14 protein-coding genes are annotated in these 17,698 nt (G+C 39.0%); all 14 read left to right on the forward strand.

What is annotated here, in order from left to right; genetic code table 11:
* Nucleotides 1–42 precede the first annotated feature (42 nt).
* Nucleotides 43–885 (forward strand): 5-dehydro-4-deoxy-D-glucuronate isomerase, encoded by an 843-nt coding sequence (gene kduI / locus ACYVD3_RS12820; protein WP_460642913.1) that lies wholly within the window; start codon nt 43–45, stop codon nt 883–885.
* A 224-nt stretch (nt 886–1,109) separates the two neighbouring features.
* The gene (locus tag ACYVD3_RS12825; protein WP_460642914.1) at nt 1,110–1,781 is read left to right on the forward strand and encodes a response regulator transcription factor; all 672 of its coding nucleotides are present in this window, start codon (nt 1,110–1,112) and stop codon (nt 1,779–1,781) included.
* 27 nt (nt 1,782–1,808) lie between these two features.
* The gene (locus tag ACYVD3_RS12830; RefSeq protein WP_460642915.1) at nt 1,809–3,347 is read left to right on the forward strand and encodes a sensor histidine kinase; all 1,539 of its coding nucleotides are present in this window, start codon (nt 1,809–1,811) and stop codon (nt 3,345–3,347) included.
* A gap of 101 nt (nt 3,348–3,448) precedes the next feature.
* Nucleotides 3,449–3,640 carry a YjfB family protein gene (locus tag ACYVD3_RS12835; protein WP_460642916.1) on the forward strand — a complete coding sequence of 64 codons (192 nt, stop codon included), beginning with the start codon at nt 3,449–3,451 and terminating at the stop codon, nt 3,638–3,640.
* Between the two features lie 834 nt (nt 3,641–4,474).
* Nucleotides 4,475–5,725: a flagellin N-terminal helical domain-containing protein gene (locus ACYVD3_RS12840; protein WP_460642917.1), complete on the forward strand. Its 1,251-nt coding sequence runs from the start codon at nt 4,475–4,477 to the stop codon at nt 5,723–5,725.
* 73 nt (nt 5,726–5,798) lie between these two features.
* A complete protein-coding gene (locus tag ACYVD3_RS12845; RefSeq protein ID WP_460642918.1) occupies nt 5,799–8,111 on the forward strand; it encodes an FkbM family methyltransferase in 2,313 nt (770 codons plus the stop codon).
* Nucleotides 8,112–9,646: 1,535 nt separating this feature from the next.
* Nucleotides 9,647–10,840 carry an HAD-IIIA family hydrolase gene (locus tag ACYVD3_RS12850; protein ID WP_460642987.1) on the forward strand — a complete coding sequence of 398 codons (1,194 nt, stop codon included), beginning with the start codon at nt 9,647–9,649 and terminating at the stop codon, nt 10,838–10,840.
* A 49-nt stretch (nt 10,841–10,889) separates the two neighbouring features.
* Nucleotides 10,890–11,993, forward strand: coding sequence for a radical SAM protein (locus ACYVD3_RS12855; protein WP_460642919.1), 1,104 nt, complete (start codon nt 10,890–10,892; stop codon nt 11,991–11,993).
* Between the two features lie 2 nt (nt 11,994–11,995).
* Entirely contained in the window at nt 11,996–12,559 is a 564-nt protein-coding gene (locus tag ACYVD3_RS12860) for a dTDP-4-dehydrorhamnose 3,5-epimerase family protein (RefSeq protein ID WP_460642920.1), read from the forward strand.
* A 219-nt stretch (nt 12,560–12,778) separates the two neighbouring features.
* Nucleotides 12,779–13,570 carry a GHMP family kinase ATP-binding protein gene (locus tag ACYVD3_RS12865; protein WP_460642921.1) on the forward strand — a complete coding sequence of 264 codons (792 nt, stop codon included), beginning with the start codon at nt 12,779–12,781 and terminating at the stop codon, nt 13,568–13,570.
* Nucleotides 13,571–13,659: 89 nt separating this feature from the next.
* Nucleotides 13,660–14,241: an SIS domain-containing protein gene (locus ACYVD3_RS12870; protein ID WP_460642922.1), complete on the forward strand. Its 582-nt coding sequence runs from the start codon at nt 13,660–13,662 to the stop codon at nt 14,239–14,241.
* A complete protein-coding gene (locus tag ACYVD3_RS12875) occupies nt 14,238–15,137 on the forward strand; it encodes an NAD-dependent epimerase/dehydratase family protein (RefSeq protein ID WP_460642923.1) in 900 nt (299 codons plus the stop codon). The genes ACYVD3_RS12870 and ACYVD3_RS12875 overlap by 4 nt, the downstream gene beginning before the upstream one ends.
* A gap of 1 nt (nt 15,138) precedes the next feature.
* Nucleotides 15,139–16,254, forward strand: a complete 1,116-nt coding sequence (locus tag ACYVD3_RS12880) for an FkbM family methyltransferase (protein WP_460642924.1) — start codon at nt 15,139–15,141, stop codon at nt 16,252–16,254.
* A gap of 295 nt (nt 16,255–16,549) precedes the next feature.
* Nucleotides 16,550–17,629, forward strand: coding sequence for an FkbM family methyltransferase (locus tag ACYVD3_RS12885; protein ID WP_460642925.1), 1,080 nt, complete (start codon nt 16,550–16,552; stop codon nt 17,627–17,629).
* The last annotated feature ends 69 nt before the right edge of the window (nt 17,630–17,698 follow it).

A 17,698-nucleotide genomic window follows, 5' to 3' on the forward strand; every position in this document is an offset into this window, starting at 1 on the left:
TCAGTTATTTCAAATCTAATTAAATAAGGAGGTTTTTAATAAATGGATATCCGCTATTCAGCAAATCAGAAGGATTTTAAACGTTATACAACGGAAGAAACCAGAAATGAATTTTTAATTGAAAATTTATACATTGCCAATGAGGTAGTTGCCGTATATTCTCACGTAGACCGCATGGTAACCTTAGGCTGTATGCCGACAACAGAGACCGTTTCCATTGACAAGGGAATCGATATCTGGAAAAATTTTGGTACAAGCTATTTCCTTGAGAGACGTGAAGTCGGTATCTTCAACATTGGAGGAGCCGGAAAGATCGTTGCAGATGGGGAAGAGTTCAAGATGGGACATAAGGACTGCTTATATATCACAAAGGGAACAAAAGAAGTGACCTTTTCAAGCGAAGATGGGTCAAACCCGGCAAAATTCTATATGGTAAGTGCACCGGCCCATAAGGCCTGCAAGACAACCTTTATTCCTATTGAAAAGGCGGCAAAGAAGCCTCTTGGAGCTATGGAGACATCAAATAAGCGTGTGATCAACCAGTTTATCCATCCGGATGTACTGGAGACCTGCCAGTTGTCTATGGGTATGACCGTTCTGGATCCGGGCAGCGTATGGAATACCATGCCGTCCCATACTCATGAAAGACGTATGGAGATCTACATGTACTTCGAGATTCCAGAGAACAACGTAGTATTCCATATGATGGGCGAAGGCAATGAGACAAGACACATTGTTATGCAGAATGAGCAGGCAGTGATCAGCCCATCCTGGAGCATCCATTCCGGTGCAGGTACCAGCAGCTATACCTTCATCTGGGCAATGGGCGGAGAGAACCAGGCATTCGATGATATGGACACCATTCCTACAACTGAATTAAGATAGTTTTTATTTATGACAAGACAGATGCGCTCCTTCCGGTGCATCTGTCTTTTGCTTTGCCGGAATGGGAATATGGTTCCAATGCAGGGGGAATAATCTGGTGATCAGCTATTTCTTTTCAAACCGTGTGAAATCTCTGTGAAAATGTAGAAATCTGCCTTTCAATTTGATACAATATGGCTAATAAATACTTTGTGATATAAAGGATCTGATTTCAGGAGGTTATTATGGAACAGTTAAAGATATTGGTAGTGGATGATGAAGCCAGAATGAGAAAGCTGGTAAAGGATTTTTTAAGCGTAAAGGGTTTTTCAGTGGTGGAGGCTTCCAATGGAGAAGAAGCCGTGGATATCTTTTTTGAACAAAAGGACATTGTACTGATTATTCTGGATGTGATGATGCCTAAAATGGATGGCTGGGAGACCTGCAAAACCATCCGTAAATATTCCCAGGTACCCATCATCATGCTGACTGCAAGAAGCGAAGAGCGTGACGAGCTTCAGGGCTTTGACTTAGGAGTGGATGAGTATATTTCGAAACCATTCAGCCCAAAGATCCTGGTGGCCCGGGTAGATGCCATATTAAGGCGCAGCAATGCCGTTACCGCAGACGCAGTGGAAGTTGGAGGGATCTGCATTGACAAAGCAGCCCATCAGGTCACCATTGACGGCAAAGACATTGATTTAAGCTACAAGGAGTTCGAACTTTTGGCATATTTCCTGGAAAATCAGGGGATCGCCCTGTCCAGGGAGAAGATACTGAACAATGTCTGGAATTACGATTACTTTGGAGATGCCCGAACCATCGACACCCATGTAAAAAAACTGAGGAACAAGATGGGGGATAAGGGCGATTATATAAAGACCATCTGGGGAATGGGATATAAATTTGAAGTATAGGGAAAGGATATCAGTAAAGGTGAGTAAATGAAGCATTCCATCAAGGCGCGTTTTGCCATAATTTTTGTATGTCTGATGGCCTTTGTTCTTATTTCCACATGGTGTGTAAACAACTGGTTTCTGGAGAGCTTTTACACCAGTGATAAGGTGCGCACTCTGGAAAGAGCCTATTCGCAGATCGACAAGGTAGTAGCACAGGCCAATGAGAGCGGGAAAGGGATCATCGATTATTACAAGGATTCCTATGACCCGGATTTTAAAAATGAAGGCCCGGCCCAGAAAATGTTCCGGATCATGGGAGAAAAGTACAATTTAATGATGGTTCTGATCGACAGCACCACAGACGAGGCCCTTATGTCAACCAACGGGGACCAGCAGTTTTTAAAAAACAGAGTGGAGGCCTATATATTCGGAAAAAACGTGCCTGAAGCCAGCGTTTTAAAAAAGCATGATAATTATATTGTTCAGAAAACCTATGACAGGCGTTCTGATTCCTATTACCTGGAAAGCTGGGGATATTTTTCTGACAATAAAACCATTTTTCTCATCTCCGTACCTCTTGCCAGCATCAGGGAAAGTGTGGCACTGGCAAACCGGTTCCTGGCCTATGTAGGCGTGGCGGCCCTGTTAGTAGGAAGTATCTTTATATATCTTACAACAGAAAAAGTTATATCTCCTATCCTTCAGCTTGCCAATTTATCAGAAAAGATGTCGGCCCTGGACTTTGATGCCAAATATACCGGCACAGAGGAAGACGAGATCGGGGTGCTGGGAAACAGCATGAACCAATTGTCCGATACTTTAAAAGATACCATCGGGCAGTTGCGGGCAGCTAACGAAAAATTACAGAAGGATATTGACGAGAAAATAAAAATTGATGAGATGCGCAAGGATTTTATCGCCAATGTTTCCCACGAATTAAAGACGCCTATTGCACTGATCCAGGGATATGCGGAGGGCCTTACGGAAGGGATGGCGGAAGATCCGGACAGCAGGGATTATTACTGCGGGGTCATCATGGATGAAGCTGGTAAAATGAATACCATGGTTCGCCAGCTCCTTAATCTTACTGCCCTTGAGTTCGGCAATGACAGCATTCAGCAGGAACGCTTCGATTTGACGGAGCTGATCCACGGCGTAATTAATTCAGCAGGTATTTTGATCCAGCAGAAGGAAGCGGAAGTGAAGCTGGAGGATTGTGGTCCCATCTATGTACATGCCGATGAATTTAAAATAGAAGAAGTTATTACAAATTATTTAAATAATGCCCTCAACCATTTGGAGGGAGAGCGAAAGATCGTGGTTACAGCAGAAGAAGATGGAGAGGAAGCCCTTGTGACCGTGTTTAATACAGGTCAGAATATTCCGGAAGAAGATTTGCCAAATCTCTGGACCAAGTTTTTTAAGGTGGATAAGGCGCATACCAGGGAGTATGGGGGGAGTGGTATTGGGCTTTCTATTGTTAAGGCTATTATGGATTCCCATGGAAAGTCCTGCGGAGTCCGGAATGTAAAGGGTGGGGTGGAGTTTTGGTTTACTTTGGATTGTTATAAAGAAAACCTGTGATCTGTTATCTTGAGGCGGAAGGTGGCCGATATAACAATATGAAGATTGAAGACAGATTGGTAATTAACGTGAGCCATATTCTTTGAAAGGAGAGTGAAGGTATGGATATTGGAGCAATGAGCATGGAAATGAGCCTTGCAAGAGTGCAGCAGAGTGCAGGAATCAGTGTTGCAAAAAAGGCTATGGCCTCTCAGGAAGCAGTGGCGGACGGATTGCTTAAGATGGTAGAGACTGCGGTTCCCAGGCAGGTGTCTGCAGATGGGATTGGGCAGATTGTGGATACGAGAGCTTAGAGGGGAAAGGGGGATATGCGGGAGCGTATCCTCTTTTTTTCTCCTTTTGTTTTTACCGCGGATAATACTTATATCAGGTTCCTCAAAGTTGGTGTCATCTTCATTGGTATAAACTGCAGACGAAGAAGGAAATCTTTGACAAGTTTCAATTATTATCAGGGATTTATTTTTGGAATAAGCCTGTAGAGTTCTCACATAGGCTGTTGTTGCTTTACTTAGGGATATGTAGTAAATTATACCTTTCAAAGGGTTATGTCCTGGTTCCGTTTGGAAGAACATGAATATTTTCAACCCCATAAATCTTCTTTTCATATAATGACAGGGGATGTTTCTTCTCCTGGCCTGGGGACAGGCTGATATGACATCTTTAATAACCCTCAGTTATCATTAAATCATGCAATAAAAAATCAATGAAATGTCAAAAAAGAGGAATGAAGAAAGGGTTATCTTTTGGTATTAAGAATTATCAAAAATATAAAATAAAGGCAGAGACGGTTAAGTGGCGGAAGAAAAATGAAAGCAATTTAGCAAAGATCTTTATGAAATTTACAGACACCACAAAATATTTTAAAATATTAAAAAAAAGACTTATCTTTTCTTTCCTTTGATACGATATTGTAGATGAAAGGAAGATACATAAACGCATAGTTAAATTCATTAGAATATTATGTTGGTAAGCTTCCGAAAGATACTAGTGTCAAAAGTTTGGGATCAATAATACGGCTGGTACCCCGTAAGATTCCGCCAATATTATTTACTTATTTTCCTGTTTCAGGAAAACATATCAGGCAGGGAAAAGGAATTCCCTGTAACACATTCAAGGAGGAAATATCTATGAGAATTCAACACAATATCGCAGCATTAAACTCTTACAGACAGTTAGGAAATAACAACACAGCAGTGGGCAAGAACCTTGAGAAATTATCTTCTGGTTACAGAATCAACCGTGCAGGCGATGATGCTGCAGGTCTGGCTATTTCTGAGAAGATGAGAGCACAGATTACAGGTCTTGAAACAGCTAAAAAGAATGCCAACGATGGTATTTCTTTAATCCAGACAGCAGAAGGCGCTTTGACAGAAGTTCACTCCATGTTAAACCGTATGGTTGAGTTAGCTGGCCAGTCTGCCAACGGTACATATAAGAATGAAGTTGACCGTGAGAATATCCAGTCAGAAGTGAAATCTTTAAAAGATGAAATCGACCGTATTTCTCAGGGTACAAACTATAATGGTATCAATCTGTTAGATGGTAGCATGGGCAAGTCAACAGTTACGCTTGGGACTGGCCAGCCTGCAGTGGGGGCTACCATTGGAAATACAGTGGTTACAAAAGCTTCAGGAATATCTTTAGCATCAGGTGATAAGGTTGAAATTGCAGCAAATGGTACAACTGGTGGCAAGGAGAATCAGGTCCTTGTTACGATTACAAAGGAAGATGGTTCTTCTAAGGCTATTGTCATTGATCTTAAGGATGCAGTTAAAAAGTCGGATGGAACTTCCCTTGGAACTGGTGCCCTTAGTTCCGGAGATACTGGTGTTATTGATTTGACGGAGGCTGGTCTGGGTAAGATGGAATTTACAGCTACAGCCAGCGGTGATAAAGCATCTGAACTTGCAAGTGGTCTTGCGACTAAATTTTCAGGAACAGCAACACCAGTGGCGGATCCTAACGCCAACGGTGATGGTACAGGTCTGACATTGCAGATCGGTGATACGGCTGATGACTTTAACAAGCTAACAGTAAGTGTCAAGAGTATGAGCTCCAAATCCTTAGGAATTGATGGAGTTGACTTAAGTACTCAAAGCGGTGCATCTACTGCGTTAAAAGTAATTAAGAACGCTATTAATACTGTATCTTCCACCCGTGGTGATCTGGGTGCCTTACAGAACCGTTTAGAGCACACCATCAACAACCTGGGTGTAACCTCTGAGAACATGACAGCAGCCGAGAGCCGTATCCGTGACGTTGACATGGCTCAGGAGATGATGAATTATACCAAGAACAACATTCTTGTACAGTCTTCTCAGGCTATGCTTGCTCAGGCAAATCAGCTTCCTCAGGGAGTATTACAGTTATTACGGTAATTGTTTCTTTCATTTCCCCCGGAAGAATTTTCTTCCGGGGGTCATTTTATCGTAAATCAGGAGGAGGTTTGCTATGAGGCCTGCAGTTTGGCTTTCCCAGTGTATGATTGTTAAAAATGAAGAGAAGAATATCCGGCGTGCTTTGAGCTGGGGAAAGGGGATTGTCTGCGAGCAAATCGTTGTGGACACTGGCTCCTCTGACGATACTGCTCAGATTGCGGAGGAGATGGGGGCAAAAGTGTTTCATTTCCCTTGGAATAATGATTTCTCTGCTGCCAAGAATTTTGCTTTGGAGCAGGCAAAAGGGGAGTGGATTGCGTTTCTAGATGCAGATGAGTATTTTTCTGAAGAAGATACAAGAAAGATCCTGCCTTTATTAAAGGGTTTTGAAAAGCAGTTTTCCCCATTGGAAAGACCTCAGATTGTAAGAGCCATGCTGGCTAACTTAGATGATACGGGAAAGGTATTTTCCACTGCAATGCAGAGCCGGATCTTTAAGAATACTCCACTGATCCGTTACGAGAACCGGATTCATGAACAGCTTTCCCATGCAGAAGGTAAGAAGATTATCACCCTTGACGCAACGGATCTGCTTACGATATACCATACTGGTTATGCGGCTACAGCCTATAAGGAAACGGGAAAGATAAACCGTAATCTTTCTTTGCTGGAACAGGAGGTAAAGCGGGATCCGGAAGATTATAATATGTGGTCCTATCTGGGAGACACCTTTTTGGCAGAGGGTGAGTTTGAGGCGGCTGAGTCTGCTTACAGACGGGTGATGGAGCATATGGGAGAGTCTGTCATGGAAGACAGGAAAGATGCGACCTTTTGCAATCTGATCAGGATCAAGTACATCACTCATTGGGAAGGAGAGAACGAAATTCTCTTCATTTATCAAAAGGCCAAAGATCATGGATGTGTTTCCCCGGATCTGGAGTATTGGCTGGGGCTCTGGTTTTACCAGCAGGGAGAAGAGGAGAAGGGACGGTTTTATCTGGAACTGGCACTTTCATTTCTGGATCAGCGCCGAATAATCAGCAACCTGACTATTGCGGGGGATCTCCCCAATGTATACCAGAAACTTTTCCTGTCTTATAAAAAGATGGGTCAGCCTTCGGATATGATCCGGTACGGGGTTTTGGCATTAAGAGCGGACGCTTATCAGGAAGCTGTGTTAAAAGAAATTCTGCTCCTTTTGAAAAAGGAGGCTGGAGAAGAGGAATCGGCTCATGCCACCTTTGGATTTTTATCTAAGCTTTATGATCTTTCTTCTGCAAAAAACCGTTTTTTTCTGTTGAAAGTCTCTAAGCTGTCTTATTTTACCGCTTTAGAAGGGCGGATTTACGGTCTGCTGTCTTCGGAAGAAAAGGAACTTTTAAACCAGAACCAGTCCCCTCTTTATTCTGTTTTAGAGGAAGGGGACAGCGAAGAGTTTCCTGACTTCGAATGCAGGAATGAATTGGATCGGGAATATCTGGCGTTCATAAAGGAAGTTGGTTCAAAGGAAATCCCTGAATTAATGGACCTGTTCCAAAGCAGGCTTTTTAATTTAAACAAGACCTACGGCGGAGTATTAGATGCTTATGTGGAAAACTTTTCTCGTTTCCACCTTTGGGGGAAAATAAAACCGGAAGAAGATGATTACAAACCATTGGAGAGAAGAATCGTCTGTGTGAAAAACAATAGTGAGGACCTCTTATGGCTTTATCAGAAGTTGTCGGATTACCAGTCAAAAAAAGTACTTACAGCAATTTTGAAAAACTGGATCTTTTTAGATACAGACAGGCTTTCTCAAGTAAAAAAGGCACAGGTTGATTATTATGATCTGGACCTTATTCCAGAGGGAAGAGGAAAGGTTTTTGTAGATGTAGGCGCTTATTTTGGAGATACCAGCCTTAATTATATAAAAGCTTATGGAAAAGACTACAGGGAGATTATCTGCTATGAACCCAATGAGGCTTCTGCAAGGAAGCTGGAAGAGAACTTAAAGGGATTTGAAAACATCCGGATACGACCGATAGGGCTTGATTCAATCTGGGGGAAGAAATTTCTTTATACAAGCAGTGATGATCCCATTATGGCCCATATTTCCTCTGATAAGCAAATTATTCCTGTCAGTACAGCAACTCTTGATTTAGATATGACCGAAATAATTAATATTTTGAAAATTGACGTCAATGGCTATGAACGTCAGGTTTTAGCGGGAGCAGAAAATCATATAAAAAAGGAAAGCCCCAATCTGATCGTTGCACTGTATCACAGCTTTGAGGAAGTAATAAGGATTCCCCAAATGGTAGCAGAGATGAACCCTGATTATAAATTTTATTTGCGCTATTGTGGCGGAGATTTAATTCCGACAAATTTTGTGTTATATGCAATTTGACATAATGCTTGAAGCTCGATGCTTTCCAAGAAGGATCAAACCGTATTTACATTGCATACTGTAAATATGAAAGGAAATAGAAAACGTGGCAGAGAATCAAATTACTTATATTGATAATAGTCATGATACAGTTGAGTAATTTGGAGATATACTTTTCGAGACAATAAAATCTATATCAAACATTCATTTCCAAGTAAATTAGTTTTATGTAAGTATCATAGTATTTACATATAATCGCTTGGAAAAAATAAGGCAATGTATTGAAAACATTATAGAAAAACAATAGATATTGATTATCAACTGGTTTTAATTGATAATAGATCGACAAATGGAACTTTAAAATACTTTAAAGACATTATGTTTGAGGATAAGAGAATTATAAGTGTTAAGAAGAATGCAGGGAGGCAATTTACTCTTACTGTAAATACTCTAATAAAACTGAGGAAATATCTTATTGTTATCTCAAATAATGTTATCTCAAATGATGTTATAGTTACCCCAAACTGGCTTTAAAATATGTTGCTATGCGCCAAGTCTGATGAAAGATTGGAATGGTTTATGCAATATCTTGCTAACTGTAAGCAATTTGCCGGAAGTTAGAATTGATTTTGATAATCATAGTGAAATGATAAAAAAGGCATGTAGTCACAATTGATCAGATACGACTAAATGGCGTAAAAGACCGCCTTATTACGATTCTTATATTGCTGAAAAAAGAAACTATCCTTACGGTCGGTCATCCCTTTTTGATTGTGGATTTTACAATGATTTCGGTGATGATGATCTTTCTTTTCGTATAAAAAGAGCAGGTTGTAAAACAATTTTAGCAGGAGATGTCTGGGTTTGCCACGACTATGATTACAGAAACTTGGGAGACAAGAATGCAGAGTATCATCGAAGTTCTTTAGAAATCAGAAGAAAGCATTTTTAGGAAAACATCATGGAATTAATACCTGGAAGGCTGTCAATAACTACATAATAGATGTCTCGAAATATATCATAGAAGACAAGGGAAAAGAAAAATATCAGAATAATAGGGATTGATGTTAAATACGGAATCCCTATTCTGGATGTAAAAAATAAAATTAGAGAGTTCAGTTGTTATAATACAAGACTGTCAGCTTTTACGCAAGATGCAAAATATCAAATGGATTTAAAGACTATATGTGAAAATATTGTTGCTTGTGACAGACGGGAATTCCTTCGTGATGATTTTTTGGAGAATTTTTATGATTATAATTGCCCTTTATAATAAGTTTGGTTTTTATGAATACCTGAATAATCTGGTAGACTGAAGTATTTATAATTCTAACTTCGCGCACAACATTTCATTAGAAATACTTAAATTATACTAGAAGATCAGTGTCAGATTGATGGAATTACTGTGAGGAAACACCAGTTAAGTGCTTCAAATATTGCTTATATTAAAAACCGTATAGAAAAAACAAACCAGCAAGTGCAGCGGTCGATGAAAGAAATTTTTTGGTTTGTAACAACTAAAATATGATGGAAAGGCAAAAAAATTGAAAGAACGCATGATTTCACAAGCTGTAATACTGGCGGGGGGCTATGGAACTCGTTTGCAGCCCTTTACTGATACGAAACCAAAGCCAATGTATGAATTCGAGGGGCGGCCATTTTTGGAATATCTTCTATATCAAATCAAAGAATTCGGCATAAAAGAAGTGCTTCTCCTTCTTGGCTATCTGCCTCAGGTAATACAGGAATTTGTGGGCGATGGTTCTGCGTATGGACTGCAGGTTACATATGATATCACACCATCGGAATGTGATACCGGTGCCAGATTAAAACATGCCGGACCATTGATAAAAGATCATTTCTTACTTATGTACTGTGATAATTATTGTCCTATGGATTTGGAGGAAGCGGAAAAAAAGTTTTTTGCCTCTAAAGCTTTGGTACAAGTTACTGCTTATGCTAATAGGGATTCCTACACAAAGAATAATCTTTGCGCAGATGAAGATGGGAAGGTAACCGTTTACGATAAGAGCAGGATCAAAGAAGACCTTTCAATGGTTGACATAGGTTATGCTCTGGTCAGCAAAAGAGTATTGAGCATGCTGCCGGATTCAAATGTTAATTTTGAAAAGGCCATTTACTCGGTGTTAGCTGACAGGGGGCTTTTATTCGCATTTAAAGTGGAGCATCGTTATTACAGTGTTGGTTCCTGGGACCGTATTCGTTTGACGAAGGAGTTCTTCCAGCCTAAGAAAATTGTTTTTCTGGACCGTGATGGCACATTAAATGTAAGGGCACCAAAAGGAGAGTATATAGTTTTCCCAGATCAGTTTGTATGGCTGGATGGGGCCATTAATGCGCTTAAATTATTGAAAGAGAATGGATATACCCTGATTTTAGTTACCAATCAGCCGGGAATTGCCAGGGGATATCTTACGGAAGAGACATTAAAACAGATTCACGAAAAAATGCAGAAAGATTTATCCTTTGCGGGAATTCAGATAGATGGCATATATGCATGTACTCATGGCTGGAATGATGGTTGTTTTTGCAGAAAACCGAAGCCAGGGTTGTTGTTTCAGGCACAGAGGGATTTATCCCTGGATTTATCGGAGTGTGTTTTATTTGGGGATGATGAAAGAGATCTGGAAGCAGGAAAGGCTGCGGGCTGCCGGAAGGTAATGCAAGTAACAGAGGAAAACAGCTTGGAAAAGCTGGTTGTTAAGTATCTGCAGGAAGTTTCCAAATGACGCTTTCAATTCCGGATAGTCCAAAAGGTAAGTGAAGGAGCAGGAAAAAATGAGTTTGATCAGAGCAAAAACGCTGGATTTAAAAGATATCGGAGAATTGTCGCAAGTACAGAGAGAAAACAGCCAGATAAACAGAGAAGAAGCACTTGCGGGAAAAACATTATTACAATCCTATCCCAGGCGGATTGTATTGGAGATGACAAGTGCCTGCAACATTCATTGTAAAATGTGCGGGCGCAGTTCGGTGGAATTTAAACCCACATTATTTAACAAGGAGTGGCTTGCGCTATTGGAACCGGCAGCAGAGAAAATTGAAGAAGTGACTTTGCTTGGTTGGGGAGAACCCACGCTGCATCCCCATTTCAAAGAGTTCCTTAAATGGGCGAAGGAGCATAGGCTGAGAAAGTTTTTCTGCACCAACGGTACAAGGCTGAGAGAATTAAAAGAGGATGTATTTAACAATGAGGTGGAGCTGCTGACTGTGAGCCTGGATGGGGCTTGTGCTGAAACAAATAACCAGATCCGGGCAGGAGCAGACTTTGACTCCATTACCAGTGCGTTAAAAGATATTTCAGAAGAAAAGAAAAGAAGAGGGGTAGAGTTCCCTTATTTAAGCATTGTAATGACCATGATGGAGAGCAACTTCCGGGAATTTCCTCAATATGTCCGTTTAGGTTATGAACTTGGGCTTCAGGAAGTAAAGGGAGTTTATTTGACGGCATTTGATGAAAGAATGCTCGAAGAAAGCCTGTATGAAAAACAGCAGGAGCTTCAGGAGATCTTTGAGGAAGCAGAAAAGCTTGGAGAAGAATTGGGGATTGCGGTAAAGCTGCCGTGTATTCAAGGGGAGGATTCTTCAGGAAATTTTCTGCATAAAGAATGCTATACCGGATGGCGCGATTTCTTCCTTGGATCAGATGGATATGTGCGATCCTGTATGTCCACTTCCAGAAAATTATTTCATATCAGTAAATATGCCTCTTTTGACGAGATGTGGAACTCAGAGGAGTATCAAGATTTTCGTAAACGGGTAAATGGATCTGATATGGACCTGCCGTGTAAGAATTGTTATCAGGCCTCTTTTGCTAATTGGAATAATAAAAGTGCATTTATTCAGACCGGTAATGATTTTGCACCGAAATGGGAGGGATAATTATGGCATTTACGTTTGAAGAGACTCAAATTTCAGGACTATACATTGTGAGACCTCATTACCATCAGGATGAAAGAGGGAGCAATATGAAGACATTTCACAAGGAAACATTCCTGGAAAAAGGGCTTAAATGTGACTTTGGTGAAACCATGATTACGACAAACCTTCATAAAAATGTTATCCGTGGATTTCATTATCAAAGACCTCCATATACCCAGTGCAAGTTATATTACTGTCTCTGCGGAGAATGGGATAATTACTCAGTGGATTTAAGAAAAGGCTCTCCTACTTATGGAAAGGTAATCTGTATTACTATGAATGAGGAAGAAAGAAAGCTTCTCTACATTCCAGAAGGTATCGCTAATGCACATTTGATCAAGAGAGACGATACGAAGGTGTTGTATCAGTTGGGCTCAAAATATATGCCAGATTATGATGAAGGAGTCCGATGGGACAGCCTTGGAATCGATTTTTCAGTAACGGATCCGATTATAACGGATAAAGACGCCTGTCTGCCTTCCTTTGAAGAATTTGAAAGTCCATTTGTATATGGAGAAAATTGTTAAGATATGGGGAGGTAAAAACCAATGATAATTTCGAGAACACCCATGAGGGCATCTCTATTTGGAGGCGGAACAGATCTGGCCGCTTATTATGAGAATAGCAGTTTGGGATACGGGGCAGTTATCAGTACCGCAATTAATATGTACACATACATCACAGTAAATAAAAAGTTTGATAATCTGATACGTGTCAGCTATTGGAAAACAGAAATCGTAGATGATGTGGAAAAGCTGGAACATAATATTATTAGAGAAGCTTTAAAAATTGTAGGAATCAGCAAAGGAATTGAAATTGTATATATGGCAGATATTCCCCTGGGATCAGTAGGCGTTGGACTTGCTTCCTCAAGCTCTCTTGCTGTGGGAGTATTGAATGCGCTTTATGCTTTTGCAGGGAAACATGTGTCTGCCGAACAGTTGGCCAGGGAAGCCTGCCAAATAGAAATTGACATTTTGAAAAACCCCATAGGAAAGCAGGATCAGTATGCCGTAGCGTATGGGGGGCTGAGCCGTTATCAGTTTAACAGAGATGATTCGGTTTTTATAGACCCTGTTATCTGTCAAAAAGAGACGAAAAAGAAATTAGAGGACAGCCTTCTTTTTTTCTACACAGGTGTAACCCGCCAATCCTCTACAGTACTTGCTGAGCAGAAAGAAAACATTCCTGCCCGTGAAAAGATTCTGGACCAAATGGTAGAATTAACAGACCGGGTTCAGAACATGTTGAATTCCGATAATATTGAGGAGATTGGTGTCTTGCTCAATGAATCCTGGAAAATGAAAAAGCAATTAGCCAGTAAGATTAGTAATCCTGAAATTGATGATATGTATCAAAAAGCCATTGAGTCTGGGGCCTTGGGAGGCAAAATTCTGGGAGCTGGTGGTGGCGGTTTTCTAATGCTGCTTGTACCAGAAACACGTAAGGCGGAAGTACGGATAGCACTGTCAGATTACAAAGAAGTCTCTATTAATTTTGAACCGCAGGGCAGTAAAATTATTTATGTTAGTGATTAATTAAAAATTATAGGGGTTGTATGAGAAATTTGGAAAATATGACCATTTATCAACTTTAAGCCGCTATTTCTTACAAAAGGAGATTTCCAATGTATAAAGAATACCTGGAGAAATTTTATGAAGTGTTGCAAAATACGGAGTATACTGTGAAGAAGAATGAGAAAATGGAAACGGAGGATTTTGAAACAGCCTTTTCTCATGTGTTGGACCTGTTCCAAAACATAAAGGAAAATGGGAGACAAATATTTTTCATAGGAAATGGCGGAAGTTGTGCTATCGCTGAACATGCAACGGCAGATTTTCTGAAAAATGGGAGGATGCGTACAGTAAATCTCCTTCACGCACCTCTTATTACTTGTATGGGAAATGATTTTGGTTATGAACATACATTTTCCAATCCTCTGGAATTACTGGGAAATAAAGATGATTTGTTGGTTACTATCAGCAGCTCTGGAAATTCCAATAATATTATTCATGCAATTCAGATGGCTAAGGAAAAGGAAATGAGAGTTTTGACCTTATCTGGTTTTGCAATGGATAATCAGAGCAGACAACTGGGAGATATGAATATATATGCTCCTATTCAGCACTATGGGATAGTGGAATCCATACATAATCTTTTGCTGCAGCAGATCGTTGATTTTATCATGGAGAGAGAAGACAGAGAATGAAAAATGTGTTGCTTACAGGAGCCACCGGCTTTATTGGAAGTCATGTCAGAAAATTTCTGCATGAAAGTGGATATGGAATCATTTCCCTGTGCAAAAATCCCGGTGAGGATTTTCAGCCATATGATAATGAAGAAGTTGTTAAGGGAAACTTATCTGAACCGGAACTACTTAAACAGGCGCTTGCAGGCTGTCAAATAGAAGCTTGCATTCATTTGGCCTGGGAGGGGATTCCGGACTATTCCTATAAAATGTCTCAAAGAAATTTGACATATGGGCTCAATGTATTGGAATTATGCCGTCATCTGGGGATTACCCAGTTGATTGTTTCCGGCAGCTGCTGGGAATACAGATTGCCTCATGGAAGGGTGGATGAAGGCTGGGAACTGGATGATTCCAACCATTTTAAAGCAGCTAAAAATGCTTACCGTATGATTGCTCACGCATTTTGCAAAGAGGCCGGTATTCATTTTAACTGGCTGCGGCTTTTTTATGTATATGGACCCGGTCAAAGAGAAGGTTCTTTAATTCCTTTCATAAAAAAAGAGCTCTCAGAAGATCGAGTTCCATCATTAAAAGGGGCTGGCAACCGGAATGATTTTGTCCATGTACGGGATGTAGCCAGGGCATTTGTTAAAACGGTTGAGGTGAAAACGGAGGAAGAAATATTGAATATCGGATATGGGATGTCAACGTCTGTTTCAGACGTATTAACATTTATGGCAGAAGCAATGAAAAAGGAAAATCTAATTCAGTCCTTTACGGTAGATGGTAATAACCAACCTTTTGTGGACTTTTGTGCAAACATAGAAAAAAGTCAAAACCTCTTAGGTTGGAAGCCTGAAATTTCTTTAAAAGAGTGGTTGGAAATGACTATTTTAAGTGAGAGGGGAGTGTAATATGGAAATTCATTATGAATATGCCTTAAAACAAAAAGAAACTAGAAATCAAATGATATCTGATATAAATGCATCTGAAAAACCAACGGTATTATTTGGCTTAGGTAAGTTATATACAATGGAATCTTTTTTTGAAAAATTTGATAACAAACCAGAATATTTATGTGATAATGATGTTAATAAGCAAGGTAAAACATTTTTTGGTTTTAAAGTTATTTCACCAAATGAACTCTCCCACATATATTCTAGTTATAATGTGCTGATTTTAACTATAAGACATTTTGAGGCTATGTCAGATCAATTGAAAGGATTGAGCGTTCCGCCAGAAAAGATTTATTGTTTGGACATCTATAACGAAGGAGAAGACAGTGCAGAATATTATAAATCACAGGAAGAAAAACTGCAATATATATATAGTCGCTTAGCCGATGACATTTCACGCAAAACATTTGAAACGGTCATTAATTATAGGCTATATAGAAATTCGGAGTTATTGACAGGGATCGTCCAGCCAATAGATAATATATATTTTCCTGATTTTGAGGATATTCCTTTGTCAGTTAGCCAAAAAGATGTTTTTGTAGATGCAGGAGCTTTTTGTGGGGATACAGTACAATGTATTTTAGAAAGATTCGGAGGAGGGAAAGCAATTTACTCTTTTGAACCAGATCCAAAAAGCTTTTCATCATTAAAAAAATCAACTGGACAATTTCCCTTTGTGCATTGCTATCAGTTAGGTCTTAGCGACATAAAGGCGACATTAAATTTTTCTCATGATTTGGGGCCGTCATCGTATATTAATGAGAATGGAACAATAAGCGTACAAGCCGATACTCTTGATAATTTATTAGAAGATATTCCGGTTACATATATTAAGATGGATATTGAAGGGGCGGAGTGTTCAGCGCTGCGAGGGGCTGAACAGATTATCCGGAAATATGGTCCTAAACTTGCGATTTGCACTTATCATTCTGATCAAGACATGGTGGAGGTTCCTCTTTCAATTTGGAAGATAAATCCTAATTATGCTCTTTATTTTAGGCATTATTCAAACATTTCAACTGAAACAGTGTGTTATGCAATTTTACCTGAACAAAAGGTTTTCTCCCCAGCGTAGCTGGGGAGAAAAGTGTAAGTGTAATTTTGTAATAAAATAGGACCCCACTCATAAGGTGGTGGGATATAACAAATCAGCCTTATAGGGATCCGATCCTTTTCCAATACAAAGCTTTCGGTAGATTTGGATTTTGTGAGGATATTGAAAAAACGAAATTTTTTAGGCTGGGAGCTTGGGACTTTTTTAAAAGAATGGCTAGAACGATTATCTTAATATTAATTTTGCTGTATTTTTAGTAATTCATCGTTATATTTTCCGGGAATTCAAGCTACAAGAAAAGGAATGAGAAAATATTATGAAAAAAATCGACATAAATTCAGTTATAACATTAAGAAATAGATTTGATGAATTTTTAAATAATTATAATAAAGATATCCCGATTATTTTATATGGATTTGGCGGCGGAATAACTAATATGCCTCAGACGTTTAGAAAATATGGAATAAATCCTGTAGCGATTTGTGACAGAGATGAAAACAAGCAGGGAAAAATATATGAAGGGATTCCGGTGATTTCATTTGGGGAAGTCTTAAAAAAGTACGATTATTTTAATGTTTATATATCTGTATCTAATTATTACAAAGAAATAGAAAATTTTCTACTACAATATATTGAACCAGACAGAATACATTCATATGGCCATTTTAAAGATATGACTACTGCAGAGTATAAGAATTTTATAATTGAAAATAAAACAAATTTTAATAATATAATGAATATGATTGAAGACGACATATCCAGGCAAACCTTAATAAATGTGTTGAAAGGCTCATTTTCTAACGACTTGAGTTATTTTAAGGAAGTATACTCTCCTAAACAATATTTCTCCAAACATATAATGAATTTAGGGGATAATGAGATATTTGTAGATGGTGGAGCTTTTACAGGAGATACGATATTAGAATTTTTAAGGGAAACAAATGGAAGGTATAATAAAATCTATGCATTTGAACCGGATGCTAATTGCTTCAATTACATAACTAATTTGCCGTATGATAATATAATTGCCTTTAATAAGGGTTTATATGAATATAATACTATATTAGGGTTTAACAATGATGTTTCTAAAGGCGCTCATATATTGGACTATAGTAATAATGAAAATGGAACTATTGAAGTTGTAAGCATAGATGAGAAAGTAAATAACGAAGTAACTTTCATAAAAATGGATATAGAAGGTTGTGAATTGGCAGCATTGAAAGGTGCTGAAAAAACCATAAAAAAATATAAGCCTAAATTAGCTATATGCGTTTATCATAAAAATAAAGATATCGTTGACATACCTAATTATATTATGTCATTAGGGTTGAATTATAAATATTATTTAAGACATCATTCCCATTCGATGGATGAAACTGTTTTTTATGCAGTTTAATATAAGATTGGAAATAATAGGTGATTTTAAATCGTAGAGGAGATATTCATTGTGAAAGATAAAAAAAAA

It is taken from the genome of Lacrimispora brassicae (assembly GCF_054772055.1).

What these genes read in the sequence shown, in the direction of transcription:
- kduI (WP_460642913.1), top strand. Translation starts at nt 43, where the DNA reads ATGGATATCCGCTATTCAGCAAATCAGAAGGATTTTAAACGTTATACA.
- ACYVD3_RS12825 (WP_460642914.1), top strand. Translation starts at nt 1,110, where the DNA reads ATGGAACAGTTAAAGATATTGGTAGTGGATGATGAAGCCAGAATGAGA.
- ACYVD3_RS12830 (WP_460642915.1), top strand. Translation starts at nt 1,809, where the DNA reads ATGAAGCATTCCATCAAGGCGCGTTTTGCCATAATTTTTGTATGTCTG.
- ACYVD3_RS12835 (WP_460642916.1), top strand. Translation starts at nt 3,449, where the DNA reads ATGGATATTGGAGCAATGAGCATGGAAATGAGCCTTGCAAGAGTGCAG.
- ACYVD3_RS12840 (WP_460642917.1), top strand. Translation starts at nt 4,475, where the DNA reads ATGAGAATTCAACACAATATCGCAGCATTAAACTCTTACAGACAGTTA.
- ACYVD3_RS12845 (WP_460642918.1), top strand. Translation starts at nt 5,799, where the DNA reads ATGAGGCCTGCAGTTTGGCTTTCCCAGTGTATGATTGTTAAAAATGAA.
- ACYVD3_RS12850 (WP_460642987.1), top strand. Translation starts at nt 9,647, where the DNA reads ATGATTTCACAAGCTGTAATACTGGCGGGGGGCTATGGAACTCGTTTG.
- ACYVD3_RS12855 (WP_460642919.1), top strand. Translation starts at nt 10,890, where the DNA reads ATGAGTTTGATCAGAGCAAAAACGCTGGATTTAAAAGATATCGGAGAA.
- ACYVD3_RS12860 (WP_460642920.1), top strand. Translation starts at nt 11,996, where the DNA reads ATGGCATTTACGTTTGAAGAGACTCAAATTTCAGGACTATACATTGTG.
- ACYVD3_RS12870 (WP_460642922.1), top strand. Translation starts at nt 13,660, where the DNA reads ATGTATAAAGAATACCTGGAGAAATTTTATGAAGTGTTGCAAAATACG.
- ACYVD3_RS12875 (WP_460642923.1), top strand. Translation starts at nt 14,238, where the DNA reads ATGAAAAATGTGTTGCTTACAGGAGCCACCGGCTTTATTGGAAGTCAT.
- ACYVD3_RS12880 (WP_460642924.1), top strand. Translation starts at nt 15,139, where the DNA reads ATGGAAATTCATTATGAATATGCCTTAAAACAAAAAGAAACTAGAAAT.
- ACYVD3_RS12885 (WP_460642925.1), top strand. Translation starts at nt 16,550, where the DNA reads ATGAAAAAAATCGACATAAATTCAGTTATAACATTAAGAAATAGATTT.